Source organism: Stenotrophomonas sp. 96582_Sma (assembly GCF_056480905.1).
On the sequence record NZ_CM151122.1, the window covers coordinates 1,804,568 to 1,818,811 of the forward strand.

The following is a 14,244-nucleotide window of genomic DNA, read 5'->3' on the forward strand; positions in this document are numbered from 1 at the left end:
TCACGGTGTGATCTGGCACTTCACGGCAGCGGAATAACCTTCGTAATCGTCACCGGCAATCACGTGCAGGGTGTGGTGCTTGTCGATGCGCTTCACGTAGGACGGTGCTTCGGTGTTGGCGTATTCGTTGACCGTGGTCACCGACCAGGTCTTGGCCAGGCGCTTGGGGTCGACACCGTTCAAGTAGACGAAGATGCTCTTCTCGCCCTCGGCGACATTCACGTCGGCATGGGTGACGGTACCGCCGAACAGGGCGACCGGCGTGGTTTCCGGCTCGAACGTGCCACCAGGCTTCCTGGCCAGGCCGGCTGCCTGCAGGGCATCGATGGCCTCGGCTTCGCTGAAGGTCGAGCCTGCCTTGCAGGCCAGCAGGGCTTCGAGTGTTGCGGTGCCGGGCGGCGCGATGGCGGGTGCAGCCGCGTGCGCAGCCGGGGTCGCGGCACAAGCAGCCAGGAGCAGGGCAGAGGTGATGATCACGATTCTCATCGCAGGTCCTTCTGTAGGTAGTGGGCAGCAACACGGACGGAGGATGCCGCCTCATTGTGCGATGTTCCAGTCAGTGCCGCGTGCAGCAATGGATCATGACCCATTCCGGCTGCCGTCGTCCGATTCAAGCAAGACGGCCCCGTCGCCGCGTTGTGACAACTGGTCGCCAGGGTTTCGCAACGGACAGTCCTTCAGTGACAGGCAACCACAGCCGATGCAGCCGTCAAGCTGGTCGCGCAGCTGGACCAGGCTGCGGATGCGCTCGTTCAGCATGTCGCGCCAGTTGCTGGACAGCCTTGCCCAGTCCTTCGAACTGGGCGCCCGTTCGGCTGGAAGATCATCCAGCGCGATCTTGATCGTGGCCAAGGGAACGCCTGCACGCTGTGCGACCTTGATCACGGCAATGCGCCGCAGCACGTCGCGGCGGTAGCGGCGCTGGTTGCCGTTGTTGCGCCAGCCATGGATCAGTCCCTTGGCTTCATAGAAGTGGACGGTGGCAATGCTGACCCCGCTGCGACGCGCGACTTCGCCCACGGAAAGCGGAACGCTGACATCGATCTTCATGGCCGGGGTTCCTTGACCTCATCAATACATGAGGTTTTATAAGGCAGTTCCCTTTTTCCTGCATGTGAACCCTGGGCTGCAGGTCATGAATCATAGGTTTGAACGAAAATGGAACAGCAAGGCATCGCCGTCCCCGGCACCCGCTGGGGCGATCTCCTGTCCGGCCGCAATGCAGTGCGCTCACTTGCCCTGGCGGGCGGGGTCGCACTGCATGCGGTCAACGTCTACATCGCCACCACCATGTTGCCAACCGTGGTGGAGGACATCGGTGACCTGGATCTCTACGCATGGAACACCACGCTCTTCGTGGTCGCGTCCATCCTGGGGTCGGCATTGTCGATCAAGCTGCTTGAACGTGCCGGGCCTCGTGGAAGCTATGCACTGGCGACGCTCATCTTCGCAGCCGGTGCCGTGATCTGCGCGCTCGCGACCTCGATGCCGATGATGCTGGTGGGGCGGCTGGTGCAGGGTGTCGGCGGCGGCTTCCTGTTCGCACTGGCCTACGCCATGATCCGGCTCGCGTTCGAAGAGCCGCTCTGGCCCCGCGCGATGGCCCTGGTTTCGGGGATGTGGGGCGTGGCGACGTTGATCGGACCTGCGGTGGGCGGCGTCTTCGCCGAATGGGGCGTATGGCGGGCCGCATTCTGGTCGGTCACCGCGGTTGCCGTGTTGTTCGCGCTGCTGGCGTCGAACGTCCTTCCGCAGAGGGAGGCATCGTCTTCAGCTGCGGCCAGGTCTTCGGTCCCGTGGCTGCAGATCCTGCTGCTGACCCTGGCCGTCATCAGCGTCTCCCTTGGCAGTACATCCTCGAGCGCAGTCAACAATTTCATCGGCATCGTGATGGCCGTGTTCCTCACAGTGGTGCTGGTGAGGATCGAGTCCCGAGCGAAGCAGACGCTGCTTCCTTCCGGCGCTCTCCGGCTCCGCTCGCGGCTGGCCGCGTTGTATGGGCTGATGTCGCTGCTGGTGGTGATGATCACCAGCGGCGAGGTCTTCGTGCCACTGTTCCTGCAGGTGCTGCATCAGCAATCACCGCTTGCTGCGGGCTACCTCGCGGCGCTGATGGCGGCCGGTTGGACGCTCGGGTCGTTGGTCGGCTCCGGCTTCAGCGGGCGCGCCGTTGACCGGGCGTTGATGATCGGCCCGGCGCTGGGGTGGGTGGGCATGATCGGGCTGGCGCTGCGGGTGCCGGCTGCGGGCAGCGGTACGTGGTTGCAGATGGTGCCGATCTGCGTGGCGCTGGCCGTCATCGGGATCGGCGTGGGTCTGGCTTGGCCTCACCTGCTGACACGTGTTCTGACCTCTGCACCGCCGGAGGAACAGGAGCGCGCCGGTGCGTCGATCACCACCATCCAGCTGTTCGCCACCGCGGCCGGGGCAGCGCTTGCCGGGATGGTCGCCAATGCAGCGGGACTGATCGAGCCGGGCGGGGCCGAGGGAACCGCGCGTGCGGCCCGGTGGCTGTTTGCCACCTTCGCGCTGGCGCCGATGCTGGGCATGCTGCTGGTGAAGCGATGCCGCTTTCCGGCAGACGTGAACTGAGGAACGGAGGAGGGCGCAGCGACCTTGCCGGGCCGCTGCGCCATGCCATCAGTTGCTGGCTGCCTTCACGGCTTCGGCCGCGTCAATGATGCCTGGCCCGCAGCCACCCGGGCAGTTCGCTGCGGCGATCGGGTGCGCAGTGCGACGCAGGATGTCCTTGACCTGGTCGGTGGTCTTTGGCACCGGCGCCACCGCTTGCATCAGCGCGACGATGCCAGCGACGTGAGGCGCCGCCATCGAAGTGCCGGACATGAAGTCGAAGGCGTTGTTACCCACCGTGGACAGGATGCCCTGCGCCGGATGCTGACGGGTCGGGGCGCAGTTGGCCTGGCTAGGCGGCGTGGCCAGCGGCAGGAACTCGCCGACGGACGCGCGGCAGGACCAGGTTTCACCACCGGGTGCGGTGATATGGATGCCTGCGCCATAGTTGGAGTAGAACGCGCGTCGCCCGCCCTGATCGTTGGCAGCCACCGCGATCACGCCCTTGCAATTCGCCGGAGCAAACTCGGACACATCCAGATTGCTGTTGCCGGCGGCGACCACCACGATCGTGCCCTGCGCGGTGATGTCGTCGATTGCATCCTGCTCGGCCGGCGAGCAGGCGCGGCGGCCGCCCAGGCTGAGATTGATGACTTCGGCCGGGTTCGCATTGGCCGGGACGTTGGGCACGTTGATACCGGCACTCCAGAGCATGCCATCGATGATGTCGGCGGAACCGCCATTGCCCTGGTTGCCGAGTACGCGCACCGGCACGACCTTCGCGTTGTAGGCCACGCCGGCCACGCCGATCTGGTTGTTGGTCACCGCAGCGACCGTTCCAGCGACGTGGGTGCCGTGTGCGATGCCCGAGGCATCGAAGGCATCCGCGTCGCGTCCATCGCCATCGTCGGAGCCGCCACAGCCGGGATTCATTCCGCCGATGATGCATTGCCAATCACTGAACGGACGGGTCGACGAGATCATGTCGTAGCCCGGCAGCAGGTTGGCCTGCAGGTCGTTGTTGTTGAGGTAGCCCGAATCGACCACAGCCACCACCACGCCCTGGCCAGTGGAGCGATCCCACGCGCCGGGCAGGCGCGCACCACTGGTCGGATTGCTGTAGTGCCACTGCTCGCCGTAGCGTGGGTCGTTCGGTGTGGCGAATGCGCTCATCATGTAGTTCGGCTGCACATACTCGACGTCCGGATCGTCGGCGATGCGCTGCATCAGGATCTGCGCTTCCGGGAGGTCCAGTGGCTTGTCCGTGGTGACCACGTCGGCCCCGCCGCCCATGCGGCGTTGATGGGTTACGGACGCGGCTGCTGGCGGTGCGTTGCCGATCGAACGCTTGCTGCGCTGCTGGACGCCGAGGCGCTTCTTCAGCGCATCCTGCGCGGTGGTGGCGGAGACGCGCTTGCTGCTGCCGTCCCGGTACTTGACGATGAAACTGCTGTACTGCTCGTTGCTGGCCATGCCTCGCGTCCATACCCGTTCGGTGGGTTGGGCGAAGGCGGGGGCGCTGGCCAGGACCAGGGTGATGGCGCTGGCAAGGGAAACCCGAAGCGACGTACGCATGGATACAGTTCCTTTGTGGAAGATGTGTCGAGCAGGCCGTGCCCTTCGGGCTCGGCTTGGATGTGAAGGGTGCAGGTGTCCCGTGGTCTCCTTTTGATGGCGACCAAGGACGAACGGCTTCGCGGACACATCCCCCCCAAGGAGAGGGTGGGAAATTTCTGAAGTGGTTTAGTGATGTCGAAAGCGAGAGAAGATGGCGGTTGCCGACATTGCTTGACGGCATCGGACCGCGATTGCGCCGGGGCGTCGAACTTCGCAGCGGCGTAGAGCAGCCAATAAAAAAGCCCGGAAACCCACGCTGGTGGAATTTCCGGGCTTCTCCGGTCCTTGACGAACCGTTCGTTGGTGGAGGTGGGCGGAATTGAACCGCCGTCCGAAGGCACTCCATCCCCAGCACTACATGCTTAGCTCACCGTTGAATCTCATCCCCGAGCAGCACGGTGTGCAAAGCGCACCCGGGAACCAGCCTGTTGTGTTCTAGTGCCGGACTGACAGGCAGCCGCCCAGCGCGATTCCATGATAATGACTCTACGCTGCGAGCATGGACACAAGCAGTTTCGAGGCTCCGCCTAAGTCGGCAGAAGGTCACGCACCGCAGTTTTTAGGCTGCGAGAGCGACCGGAGCGTAGTTGTCGTCGTTGGCAACTAGAGTTTTGCAGCTGGATTTACGAGGAAAGCTACCCCCTCGGCATGCGCCAGGCGACTTCACAACCCCCGTCGAAACCAATGCACCCCCGGTTTCTTCAAGCATTGCAAGGCTTTGGGGCCAATGCCGTCATAAAAGCTGACACTGACCCTGCCCAACGAGACGGATCTTACGGCAATCTTCCTGAACAGTCACGCGGGTGAGCGTCCGTCTCCCAGCTGATTGGCACGTTGCGATCCCTTGGGACGCCGTGCTCGAATTTCCGGTACCACTCCACGGGGGGCCTCATGGCCATTTCCGTCAGCCCCGGCAACTGGGGACAGTATCGGATCGGGCAAGAGGTGCGCGCTGGCATGCTGTCGGCTGAATCGTCCTGGTACATCCAGCCACACGCAGATCGGGCGGCGAAGGCCCTCGCGGCGGCGTTTCCGGCAACAGGTCCTGCATCAGGGCTGCAGGCCGATCTGTTGTTGAAGGCAGTGGCATCGGTCTGTGCTCAAGACGGGCCGCAATAGCGCCAAACGCTGAAGCGGGCCGGCGTAGGTGCGATCAGGCTTGATAGCATCCAGATTCCTGAAGTTGAGCCAGTGGAAGGACGCCATGACGCTAGACGTTGCAGTAACAGATGAACTCAGCGACGAAGCGCTGGAGGTGATTGGCACTGGCTTGGACCAGTTCAATCTGGAGGCTGCAGGGTATGCCGATCGACGCGCGCTGGCGGTACTGGTTACCGATCCGGCCAGCGGCAAGGTAGTAGGGGGCCTTACCGGGCGAACCTCACTGGGCCTGTGGTTCGTGGATCTGTTCCATCTGCCAGCGGCCCATCGCGGCAACGGGCTGGGGTCGCGTGTGCTGAAGGCCGCAGAGGATGAAGCGCGGCGTCGCGGTTGCCGTTCCGGCGTGCTGTACACCCTCAGCTTCCAGGCGCCCGACTTCTATGTGAAGCATGGATGGGTCGTGTTTGGCCGGGTGCCATGCGATCCGGCCGGCACATGCAGGGTGTTCCTCAGCAAGGATCTGTCGGCGGGGTGAGCGCTGCGGGCGAGCCGCGCGTCCTGTCAATCCGCAACTTGTTGTAGAGCGTCTGTCATAGCGGATTGCTAACTTCGTGGGCACGAATTTGCGACACACTGGCGATGACCATCCGAGCCAGGACAGACACGGAGACCATGGGTGACCGATGCAAGCCAACAACGCAGCCTGCGGCAGCTGATCGGGCCGGTCGGTGCCGACTACCAGCGGCGTGCGTTGCCGCCGGGCTGGGTCTGGGCGGTGCTGGCGGTGCTGCTGGCGGCCACCTGGGTGACGGAGTTGCCGGCCACGGCAGCTGCGGCACTGGTCGCCAGCGCGGTGGTGGTGCACTGGTCGCAGCGCGGCCGCATCCATTGGCTGGGGTGGCGCCTGCCGGGCCTGGCGGTGCTGGCTGCCCTGCTGTGGGGGCCGGAGGTGCTGTCGCAGTGGTTCGAGCACGGGCTGGCCGTGGTCCTGATGTCGCTGGCCAGTCTCAGTATCGGTGTGCACGTGTGGCAGTCGCGACAGATGGCACGCCAGCTGCAGGGCGCGGCCGATGCACTGGACGACGCCCAGTTGCTGGCGTTGCTGCCGGCTGATGCCGCGAACCTGGCCCAACAGTGGCGCTTGGGCGATGACCGTTACGCACCGGAGCTGGCGGTAGTGATGCACCTGGCGGTGATGCACGCGGCGCTGTCGCCGCGGATGCGCAGGCAGGGCATGCTGGCGGGGTGACCTGCCTTTTGTAGAGTCGAGCCATGCTCGACTGCTTTTCTTATCGAAGCCGAGCATGGCTCGGCTCTACAGAAGCCAAGGCAGTCGAGCATGGCTTGTATGTTCCTCCCGGCTCCTACGCGGTATGTAGGAGCCAGGGTGGAGGGACCGTCAAGCATGCATCTGCGGATACTAGCCGACAGACGAGTCGAGCGATCCCCATCCCGCACACGAACGTCGATAAAGGATCGTACGGCCCCCAAAGGGGATCGTCGATGTAGGCAAGCTAACGTCGGTGCGGTACCACCCCAGCCCCTTAAAGATAGCTGGGAGCCGTACAAATGTCTGATTCTCTCGATATTGGCGTGGACGTGGACTCCAAGGAGTTCGTACCGGCAGTGGCCGACCGCAAGGCCGGCGACAGGATCGCCAACACCCGGGCCGGCATAGCCCAGTGGCTCAACACCTTGCCCCAGCGATGCCGGATTGGCATGGAGGCGACGGGGCGGTACTACGAGTTGTTGGCTCGGATGGCTGGCCAGGCAGGCCACGTTGTCTATGTGATCAATCCACGTCTGATCAAGTACTACGGCCGGGCGACGGGCTCGCGTGGCAAGACGGACGCCATGGACGCCGAAGCGATCGCCCGGTACGTGAAGAAGGAGAGCGATCGCCTGCGTGAATACGTACCGCGTACCGACGAGCAGCAGCAGATGCACGATTTGCTGCGCAAGCGGCAGACGCTGGTAAAGACACGCGCGCGCCTGGAGCAATCCTTCGGGGTAAGCAAAAGTGCCCCCGGGGAGCTGTCAGATCTGTTCTGCGCTCTGGCTGGGACGCTGTCCGAGCTGGAAAGCGAACTGCAGCGCTTGGGTCGCGATGGAGAGCATGGCGCGCTCTACAAGCGCCTGTTGACCATCCCTGGTATCGGCCCTGCCGTCGCCGCTCACCTGATCTACTACATGACGCGCTGGCCGTTGGCCAACGCCAACGCGTGGATCGCCTGCACCGGCCTGGATCCCCGGCCCAACGAGTCTGGCGGCAGAACGGGACGGCGTCGGCTGTCCAAACAGGGCGCGCCAGTGCTGCGCCAGATGCTCTACATGGCCGCAATGGGGCTCAAGCGGTGTCGCCGGGGGCAACCGCTCTACGACGAGCTGTCAAAACGCGGTCACCCCAGCACCGCCGTCTTCAACATCCTGGCCAGAAAGCTGGCCAGGATCGCCTGGGGTGTCTTCAAAAGCGGCCGGGACTTCGATCCGGCCATGCTGAAGGTGGGTCAAGCCTGCTTCCAGCAGGCTTGACCACGAACATAGGATCTCGACTCTACAGGGTGATGCGCAGACGCCTTACGCGTCGCGGTTGCCGCGACGCATCACGCGCTGCTTCTCGATCGCCCAGTCGCGGTCCTTGGCGGCATCGCGCTTGTCGTGGGTCTGCTTGCCCTTGGCCAGCGCGACTTCGAGCTTGATCTTGTTCTTGCTCCAGTACATCGCGGTGGGCACGATCGTGTAGCCATCGCGCTCGACCTTGCCGACCAGCTTGTCGATCTCGCTCCGGTGCAGCAGCAGCTTGCGATCGCGCCGGTCGTTGGCCACGACATGGGTCGAGGCCTGGATCAACGGAGTGATCTGCGCGCCGATCAGGAAGATCTCACCATCCTTCACGTAGGCGTAGGCGTCGACGATGTTGCCGCGGCCAGCACGGATCGATTTCACCTCCCAGCCCTGCAGGGCCAGGCCAGCTTCGAAGCGGTCTTCGATGTGGTACTCGTGGCGGGCACGCTTGTTCAACGCGATGGTTTTGTTGGCCGTCGCGCTCTTTGCTTTATCCTTGCCGCTGTTCTTGCTCATTTCCGTATTGTCTCCGATTCGGGCCCGCCCGGTCGATTGCCGAAACGTCCTGTATTCATGCCTACTATCCGCCGCAGCGCCCTGGTCGAACATTCGGCCGCGCGCATGTTCGACCTGGTCAATGATGTCCAGGCCTATCCGCGCCGTTTCCGCTGGTGTTCGGCTGCCCAGATCCTGGAGCAGGGCGAGGACCGGCTGGTAGCGCGCCTGGACCTGGGCCTGGGCTCGTTCAGCACCTGGTTCCAGACTGAAAACACACTGCAGCGCCCGCACAGCATCGATATGCAGCTGCGCGATGGCCCGTTCAAGCAGCTGCACGGCCGCTGGGAGTTCCATGCGCTGGCCGAAGATGCCTGCAAGGTCACCCTGACCCTGGACTTCGAGCCCAGTTCGCGCCTGCTCGGTCCGGCGCTGGCATTGGGCTTCCAGAGCCTGGCCGACCGCATGGTCAACGACTTCATCCGCGTTGCCGACGAGGCCTGAGCGATGATCGAGGTCGAGGTGGTGCTGGCCTGGCCGCAGCGGGTGCTTTCGCGCCGGTTGCAGCTGGACGAGGGCGCGACCGTGGCCGAGGCCATTGCCGCTGCTGCGCTGGAAGGCAGTGCCGACTGCCCGGCGGCGGCCGTGCATGGGCTGCTGGCGCGCCCGCAGCAGGTGCTGCTGGATGGCGACCGCATCGAGCTGCTACGCCCGTTGCAGGCCGACCCCAAGGACAACCGCCGGCGTCGCGCGCTCGGCGGTTGATTCCTGTCGCCCGTCCGCGAGGACGGGCAGGGGGCGTCAGCGACCCTTCTTCTTCTTGTCCTTCGGCAGATTGCGGCCGAACTGGCGCACGGTCTGCTGGGCCAGGGCCTTGTCGTTACCCGGGAAGTAATCGCCTTCCCAGCGGGTCACGTTGTCATTGTCGAAGAACACGGTGAAGTTCTTCACCTCGGTACGGCCCAGGCGGTTCACGCGCTGGCTGGAGGTGTAGTCCCAGCGCTGGGCGTGGAACGGGTCCGGAATGGACGGGGTGCCCAGCAGCGCAGTGACCTGCTGCTTGCTCTGCCCGACCTGCAGCTTGGCCACGGCATCTTCCCGGATCAGGTTGCCCTGATAGATGGGTTGCTTGTAGATGATGCCGCACCCGGTGGTGGACAGGGCGACGGCGGCGACCAACAGGAGATTGCGCATCGGGACTGGCGGTTGGGGAAATCAAACCGATGATACACTCCCGGCGTGCCACCGCGACCCAATCCGAGGCAGCTGGCGCTAAATCGCCAATGAACGGAGACCTATGGAAACCCACGACCTGCGAAAAGTCGGCCTGAAGGTGACCCATCCACGGATGCGGATCCTGGCGCTGCTTGAACAGCGCAATGCCCAGCACCACATGACCGCCGAAGACATCTACCGCCAGCTGCTCGAGCATGGCGACGAGATCGGCCTGGCGACGGTCTACCGGGTGCTGACCCAGTTCGAGGCCGCCGGCCTCGTGCTCAAGCACAATTTCGAAGGCGGCCAGGCCGTCTACGAGCTGGACCGTGGCGGCCACCACGACCATATGGTCGACGTGGACAGCGGCAAGATCATCGAGTTCGAAAGCCACGAGATCGAGGAGCTGCAGCGCAAGATCGCGGCCGACCACGGCTACGAGCTGGAAGAGCATTCGCTGGTGCTGTACGTGCGCAAGAAGCGCAAGTAAGCCGTTCGGGCCAGCTGGATGCGACGAAACCCCGGGCCTGCCCGGGGTTTTTCGTTGCTTACGGCAGATCCACGCCATGCGGGAGGGGCCCCATCAACACCTCCATATCCACCGACTCGGCCATGGCCCGGTTGCCCGCATCGCCCGGGTGCAGGTGATCGCCGGAGTCGTAGGCGGCGGCCATCCGTGACGGATCGGCCGGGTCGCGCAGCGCCGGATCCAGGTCGATCACTGCATCGAACGGGCTGTCGCTGCGCAGCCAGGCATTGAGCTGCTGGCGCAGGGCCTCCTTGTCCGGCTGGTAGTAGTCGTCCAGCGGCGTGCCGGGCAGGGCGCCGGCGAACGGCGTCAGGGTGGCGCCGAGGATGCGTAGACCCCGCCGATGGGCCTGCTCGGCCAGGGTGCGATACCCCGCCTGCAGTTCGGCCAGCGTGGGCCGGGCCTGGTTCCGGGCGAAGGCGGTGCCGGGCCAGCTGATGTCATTGATGCCGATCAGCACGACTACGCTGACCACGCCTGGTTGATCCAGCACGTCACGCCGGAAGCGGGCCAGGGCGGATTCGCCCATGCCATCGCGCAGCAGCCGCCCCCCGGAAATACCGGCGTTGACCACGGCAACGCCCCGCGGTGCCAGACGCGCCGCCAGATGGTCGGTCCAGCGCTGGTCCTGATCGAGGCTGGCGGTGGCGCCATCGGTAATCGAGTCGCCGATCACCACCACGCTGCGTGCGCTGGCAGCGGCCTCGACCTCGATGCCGGCCAGGAACAGGCGGGCAGTGGTGCTGCTGGCCCCGCTCAGAGCTTGGGTCAGGCTCTGGTCGCCGGGCGCAATCCAACTGGTCTGCCTGCCCTCCCAATGGAACGTCTGTACCGGCATCGGTTCCGGCACAAAGACACTGATCTGCAACGCCTGGCGATCATCCGTGGCCAGTGGCAGCGGATCGCTCAGCCGTTCCTGACCGGGCTCGATCGATACGCCGGGCTGGCCGTCGAAACTGAGCGGCTGCGGGGTGACACCGGCGTGTGCGGCCACGCTGGCCGCCCCGATCCGCAGCGGCTGGGTGCCGTAGGCATTGCTCAGCCGCACCCGCAGCCGGGGCCCGCCCAGGCTGATGCGCGCGGTCTGGCGGAAGGTCTGGTCCTGCAGCGTGGCCGGGACCAGGGTCGGGAACAGGAAATCGGCGCCCCAGACCGGTTGCGGACTAGCCTGCCAGCTGGCGACCCAGTGCGGGGCCGGGGCGGCACTGGCTGCGCTGGAGAGGGCGATCAAGGCGGTCGCGGTGAGCTGGCTGAGGCGGTTCATCGGGCAATCCCGGGAGGAGGGAGGGCCATGGTGATTCTCCGTCGATCTGTGAACTAGACTGCGCATGGATAATCATCTGTGAACTGGATTCATCGCCATGGCGCGACCCGACATCAACCGATCCGGCGAACTGGAAGTGTTCGTGCGGGTGATCGAGACCGGTGGCTTCTCCGCCGCGGCCCGTACCCTGGACATGACGCCGTCGGCAGTCAGCAAGCTGGTAGCCCGGCTGGAGCAACGGCTGGGTACGCGCCTGCTGCAGCGCTCCACCCGCCAGCTGCAGCTGACCCCGGAAGGCTGCGCATTCTACGAGCGCGGCCTGCGCGTGCTGGCCGACCTGGAGGAGGCCGAGCGCTGTGCCAGCGCCCATGCCGAGCCGCGCGGACGCCTGCGGGTCAATTCCAACGTGCCGTTCGGCCAGCATTTCCTGTTGCCGCTGCTGCCGGCATTCCTGGAGCGCAATCCGCAGGTGGGGGTGGATCTGACCTTGAACGACGAGGTGATCGACCTGCTTGAGCAGCGCACCGACGTGGCGGTGCGGGCCGGCCCGCTGAAGAGTTCCAGCCTGGTGGCGCGACGGCTGGGTGCGACGCGGATGATGATCGTGGCCGCGCCAGCCTACGCGCAGCGGCATGGACTGCCGCGCAACGCTGAGGAGCTGATGTCGCACAACCGTCTGGACATCGGCCATGCGCGTGCGATGCAGGGCTGGCCGCTGCTGCAGGACGGTCGCGAGCGCATGCTGCTGCCCAGTGGCAATGCCCGCGCCAGCAACGGCAACGCGCTGCGGCAGCTGGTGCTGGGCGGGTTGGGCATGGCGCGGCTGGCGACCTACCAGGTGCAGGAGGACATCGCCGCTGGACGCCTGTTGCCGGTGCTGGAGGAGGCCAACCCCGGTGACCTGGAAGAGGTGCACGCGGTGTTCCTGGGGCAGGGCGGCTACCTGCCGCTGAGGGTGCGTGCGTTCCTCGATTTCCTGGTGGAAACGGTGGATCTGGCGCGGCCACGGGGGTAGTGCCGGCCGCTGGCCGGCAACCTCATGATCTTCGTTCACCTGTGTTGCGTTGCCGGCCAGCGGCCGGCACTACCTCGCGCGTTGTAGATCCACGCCATGCGTGGATAACCGCGAACAGGCCTCAGACCTGCAGCAGCTTGCGTGCGGCGGCGCGCGCTTCCTTGCTCACTTCCACGCCGCCCAGCATGCGCGCCAGTTCTTCCTCGCGTGCCTTGCTGTCCAGCTTTTCCACCGCGCTCTGGGTCATGCCTTCCACCGGGGCCTTGCTGACCCGGTAATGCGCGTGGCCCTTGGAGGCGACCTGCGGCAGGTGGGTCACGCACAGCACTTGGCGCTTCTCGCCAAGGGCGCGCAGCTTCTGGCCGACGATGTCCGCCACCGCGCCGCCGATGCCGGAGTCGACTTCGTCGAACACCATGGTCGGTACTGCATCCAGGTCCAGCGCGGCCACTTCGATGGCCAGCGAAATGCGCGACAGTTCACCGCCCGAGGCCACCTTGCGCAGGGCGCGCGGCGGCTGGCCGGCGTTGGCCGCCACCAGGAACTCCACGCGTTCGGCACCCTGCGGATCGGGCTTGCCAGTGTCCTGTGGCTCCAGCTCGATCAGGAACTGGCCGCCGCCCATGCCGAGCTCGGCGATGATGCCGGTGGTGGTGGCCGACAGTTCGGCAGCGGCGCTGCGACGGCTGACGGTCAGCACCTCGGCCTGTACGCGCCAGGCCGCAGCGGCCTTGTCGATTTCGCCGGCCAGGCGCTGCAGGCGTTCGTCGGCGCCGCGCAGCTGTTCGACTTCGGCATGCATGCGCTCGCGCTGCGCGCCCAGCTCGTCCATCGGCACGCGGTGCTTGCGGGCCAGGTCGTGCAGGCGGCCGAGACGACGCTCGTTCTCCTCGAACTGCTCCGGGTCGGCGTCGAGGTCGTCATGCACGCGGTCCAGCAGCGACAGGGCTTCGTGCAGCTGGATCGAGGCGTTCTCGATCAGGCCGTCCACCTCGCCCAGGCGCGGGTCGTGTTCGATCAGGCGCGACAGCTCGTGGCGCACCTGCTGCAGCAGGTCCAGCGCGGAACTGCCGTCGTCGCCATTGAGCTGGTTGCTGGCCGCCTGGCAGGCGCTCAGCAGGGCGCTGGCGTGGGCCTGGCGGCGGTGGCTGGCACCGAGTGCGACGATCGACTCCGGTTCCAGATCTTCGCGGTCCAGTTCGCGCAGCTGGTGCTCCAGGAAGCCGATCCGGTCACTGACGTCGCCCTGTTGCGACAGCGCCAGCGATTCATGGACCAGAGCCTGCCAGGCCGCGGCGGCGCGGCGCACCTGGCGGCGCTCGTTCTCGTTGCCGGCATAGGCATCCAGCAGGGCCAGCTGCGACGGGCGCGTCAGCAGGGCCTGCTGTTCGTGCTGGCCGTGGATCTCCACCAGCAGCGAGGCCAGGTCGCCCAGCTGGGCCAGGGTCACCGGACGGCCATTGATCCACGCCCGGGAACCGCCATCGGCACGGATCACACGGCGCAGCTGGCATTGTTCCTCGTCGTCCAGCTCGTTGTCGGCCAGCCACTGGCGCGCGGCCTGCAGCTGGTCCAGCGCGAACTCGGCGGAAAGTTCGGCGCGCGCAGCGCCGTGGCGGACCACGCCACTGTCGGCGCGCAGGCCGGACAGGAAGCCCAGCGCGTCGACCATCAGCGACTTGCCGGCGCCGGTCTCGCCTGAAACCACGGTCATGCCTGGCCCGAACTCCAGTTCGGTGGCGCGGACGACGGCAAAATCCTTGATCGAAAGATGTCTGAGCATGGGTAAGGGGGTATCAGCAGCCGCGCAACGCTAGCACGCGGGCGAGGGAGGTCCAATGACTTGCCAAGGTGATGCGCCGCCATTATCTA

At 65.6% G+C, this 14,244-nt stretch carries 16 protein-coding genes and 1 other RNA gene; 9 read left to right on the forward strand and 8 right to left on the reverse strand.

From position 1 onward, the window contains the following. The gene (locus tag ACZK2R_RS08465) at nucleotides 1-486 is read right to left on the reverse strand and encodes a hypothetical protein (protein ID WP_049423592.1); all 486 of its coding nucleotides are present in this window, start codon (nucleotides 484-486) and stop codon (nucleotides 1-3) included. Nucleotides 487-579: 93 nt separating this feature from the next. After that, nucleotides 580-1,050 carry a redox-sensitive transcriptional activator SoxR gene (soxR, locus tag ACZK2R_RS08470; protein ID WP_032128280.1) on the reverse strand — a complete coding sequence of 157 codons (471 nt, stop codon included), beginning with the start codon at nucleotides 1,048-1,050 and terminating at the stop codon, nucleotides 580-582. A 108-nt stretch (nucleotides 1,051-1,158) separates the two neighbouring features. Here soxR and ACZK2R_RS08475 point away from each other — a divergent pair, with 108 nt between their 5' ends. Beyond that, entirely contained in the window at nucleotides 1,159-2,592 is a 1,434-nt protein-coding gene (locus ACZK2R_RS08475) for an MFS transporter (RefSeq protein WP_180836711.1), read from the forward strand. 48 nt (nucleotides 2,593-2,640) lie between these two features. Here the strand turns inward: ACZK2R_RS08475 and ACZK2R_RS08480 are convergent, their stop codons facing one another. Then, complete coding sequence (locus tag ACZK2R_RS08480) at nucleotides 2,641-4,146, reverse strand: S8 family serine peptidase (RefSeq protein WP_223224726.1); 1,506 nt, start codon at nucleotides 4,144-4,146, stop codon at nucleotides 2,641-2,643. A gap of 343 nt (nucleotides 4,147-4,489) precedes the next feature. Further along, nucleotides 4,490-4,882: a transfer-messenger RNA gene (ssrA, locus tag ACZK2R_RS08485) on the reverse strand. Between the two features lie 197 nt (nucleotides 4,883-5,079). Here ssrA and ACZK2R_RS08490 point away from each other — a divergent pair. From ACZK2R_RS08490 to ACZK2R_RS08505, 4 genes are all read left to right on the forward strand, one after another. Further along, nucleotides 5,080-5,307 (forward strand): hypothetical protein, encoded by a 228-nt coding sequence (locus ACZK2R_RS08490; protein ID WP_258015708.1) that lies wholly within the window; start codon nucleotides 5,080-5,082, stop codon nucleotides 5,305-5,307. A gap of 64 nt (nucleotides 5,308-5,371) precedes the next feature. Then, the gene (locus tag ACZK2R_RS08495) at nucleotides 5,372-5,824 is read left to right on the forward strand and encodes a GNAT family N-acetyltransferase (protein ID WP_293799520.1); all 453 of its coding nucleotides are present in this window, start codon (nucleotides 5,372-5,374) and stop codon (nucleotides 5,822-5,824) included. Between the two features lie 141 nt (nucleotides 5,825-5,965). Then, nucleotides 5,966-6,538, forward strand: a complete 573-nt coding sequence (locus ACZK2R_RS08500) for a hypothetical protein (RefSeq protein ID WP_032128284.1) — start codon at nucleotides 5,966-5,968, stop codon at nucleotides 6,536-6,538. A gap of 320 nt (nucleotides 6,539-6,858) precedes the next feature. Next, entirely contained in the window at nucleotides 6,859-7,821 is a 963-nt protein-coding gene (locus tag ACZK2R_RS08505; RefSeq protein ID WP_478487948.1) for an IS110 family transposase, read from the forward strand. Between the two features lie 45 nt (nucleotides 7,822-7,866). Here ACZK2R_RS08505 and smpB read toward each other — a convergent pair whose 3' ends face one another. Beyond that, a complete protein-coding gene (gene smpB / locus ACZK2R_RS08510) occupies nucleotides 7,867-8,370 on the reverse strand; it encodes an SsrA-binding protein SmpB (protein ID WP_010484447.1) in 504 nt (167 codons plus the stop codon). 57 nt (nucleotides 8,371-8,427) lie between these two features. Here smpB and ACZK2R_RS08515 point away from each other — a divergent pair, with 57 nt between their 5' ends. Beyond that, nucleotides 8,428-8,853, forward strand: a complete 426-nt coding sequence (locus ACZK2R_RS08515) for a type II toxin-antitoxin system RatA family toxin (protein ID WP_010484449.1) — start codon at nucleotides 8,428-8,430, stop codon at nucleotides 8,851-8,853. Between the two features lie 3 nt (nucleotides 8,854-8,856). After that, entirely contained in the window at nucleotides 8,857-9,114 is a 258-nt protein-coding gene (locus ACZK2R_RS08520) for an RnfH family protein (RefSeq protein WP_032128285.1), read from the forward strand. Between the two features lie 36 nt (nucleotides 9,115-9,150). Here ACZK2R_RS08520 and ACZK2R_RS08525 read toward each other — a convergent pair whose 3' ends face one another. Then, nucleotides 9,151-9,543, reverse strand: coding sequence for an outer membrane protein assembly factor BamE (locus ACZK2R_RS08525; protein ID WP_010484453.1), 393 nt, complete (start codon nucleotides 9,541-9,543; stop codon nucleotides 9,151-9,153). Between the two features lie 103 nt (nucleotides 9,544-9,646). Between ACZK2R_RS08525 and fur the strand changes: the two genes are divergently transcribed. Then, nucleotides 9,647-10,054, forward strand: coding sequence for a ferric iron uptake transcriptional regulator (gene fur / locus ACZK2R_RS08530; protein ID WP_005409235.1), 408 nt, complete (start codon nucleotides 9,647-9,649; stop codon nucleotides 10,052-10,054). A 58-nt stretch (nucleotides 10,055-10,112) separates the two neighbouring features. Here the strand turns inward: fur and ACZK2R_RS08535 are convergent, their stop codons facing one another. Next, a complete protein-coding gene (locus ACZK2R_RS08535; protein ID WP_180836811.1) occupies nucleotides 10,113-11,357 on the reverse strand; it encodes an SGNH/GDSL hydrolase family protein in 1,245 nt (414 codons plus the stop codon). A 97-nt stretch (nucleotides 11,358-11,454) separates the two neighbouring features. Here ACZK2R_RS08535 and ACZK2R_RS08540 point away from each other — a divergent pair, with 97 nt between their 5' ends. Further along, nucleotides 11,455-12,372: a LysR family transcriptional regulator gene (locus ACZK2R_RS08540; protein WP_180836813.1), complete on the forward strand. Its 918-nt coding sequence runs from the start codon at nucleotides 11,455-11,457 to the stop codon at nucleotides 12,370-12,372. Nucleotides 12,373-12,493: 121 nt separating this feature from the next. Here ACZK2R_RS08540 and recN read toward each other — a convergent pair whose 3' ends face one another. Then, entirely contained in the window at nucleotides 12,494-14,155 is a 1,662-nt protein-coding gene (gene recN, locus ACZK2R_RS08545; protein WP_180836815.1) for a DNA repair protein RecN, read from the reverse strand. Between the last annotated feature and the right edge of the window lie 89 nt (nucleotides 14,156-14,244).

Bases quoted from the DNA above. Each gene is read 5' to 3' on its own strand.
- ACZK2R_RS08465 (WP_049423592.1), bottom strand. From the start codon at position 486: ATGAGAATCGTGATCATCACCTCTGCCCTGCTCCTGGCTGCTTGTGCC.
- soxR (WP_032128280.1), bottom strand. From the start codon at position 1,050: ATGAAGATCGATGTCAGCGTTCCGCTTTCCGTGGGCGAAGTCGCGCGT.
- ACZK2R_RS08475 (WP_180836711.1), top strand. From the start codon at position 1,159: ATGGAACAGCAAGGCATCGCCGTCCCCGGCACCCGCTGGGGCGATCTC.
- ACZK2R_RS08480 (WP_223224726.1), bottom strand. From the start codon at position 4,146: ATGCGTACGTCGCTTCGGGTTTCCCTTGCCAGCGCCATCACCCTGGTC.
- ACZK2R_RS08490 (WP_258015708.1), top strand. From the start codon at position 5,080: ATGGCCATTTCCGTCAGCCCCGGCAACTGGGGACAGTATCGGATCGGG.
- ACZK2R_RS08505 (WP_478487948.1), top strand. From the start codon at position 6,859: ATGTCTGATTCTCTCGATATTGGCGTGGACGTGGACTCCAAGGAGTTC.
- smpB (WP_010484447.1), bottom strand. From the start codon at position 8,370: ATGAGCAAGAACAGCGGCAAGGATAAAGCAAAGAGCGCGACGGCCAAC.
- ACZK2R_RS08515 (WP_010484449.1), top strand. From the start codon at position 8,428: ATGCCTACTATCCGCCGCAGCGCCCTGGTCGAACATTCGGCCGCGCGC.
- ACZK2R_RS08520 (WP_032128285.1), top strand. From the start codon at position 8,857: ATGATCGAGGTCGAGGTGGTGCTGGCCTGGCCGCAGCGGGTGCTTTCG.
- ACZK2R_RS08525 (WP_010484453.1), bottom strand. From the start codon at position 9,543: ATGCGCAATCTCCTGTTGGTCGCCGCCGTCGCCCTGTCCACCACCGGG.
- fur (WP_005409235.1), top strand. From the start codon at position 9,647: ATGGAAACCCACGACCTGCGAAAAGTCGGCCTGAAGGTGACCCATCCA.
- ACZK2R_RS08535 (WP_180836811.1), bottom strand. From the start codon at position 11,357: ATGAACCGCCTCAGCCAGCTCACCGCGACCGCCTTGATCGCCCTCTCC.
- ACZK2R_RS08540 (WP_180836813.1), top strand. From the start codon at position 11,455: ATGGCGCGACCCGACATCAACCGATCCGGCGAACTGGAAGTGTTCGTG.
- recN (WP_180836815.1), bottom strand. From the start codon at position 14,155: ATGCTCAGACATCTTTCGATCAAGGATTTTGCCGTCGTCCGCGCCACC.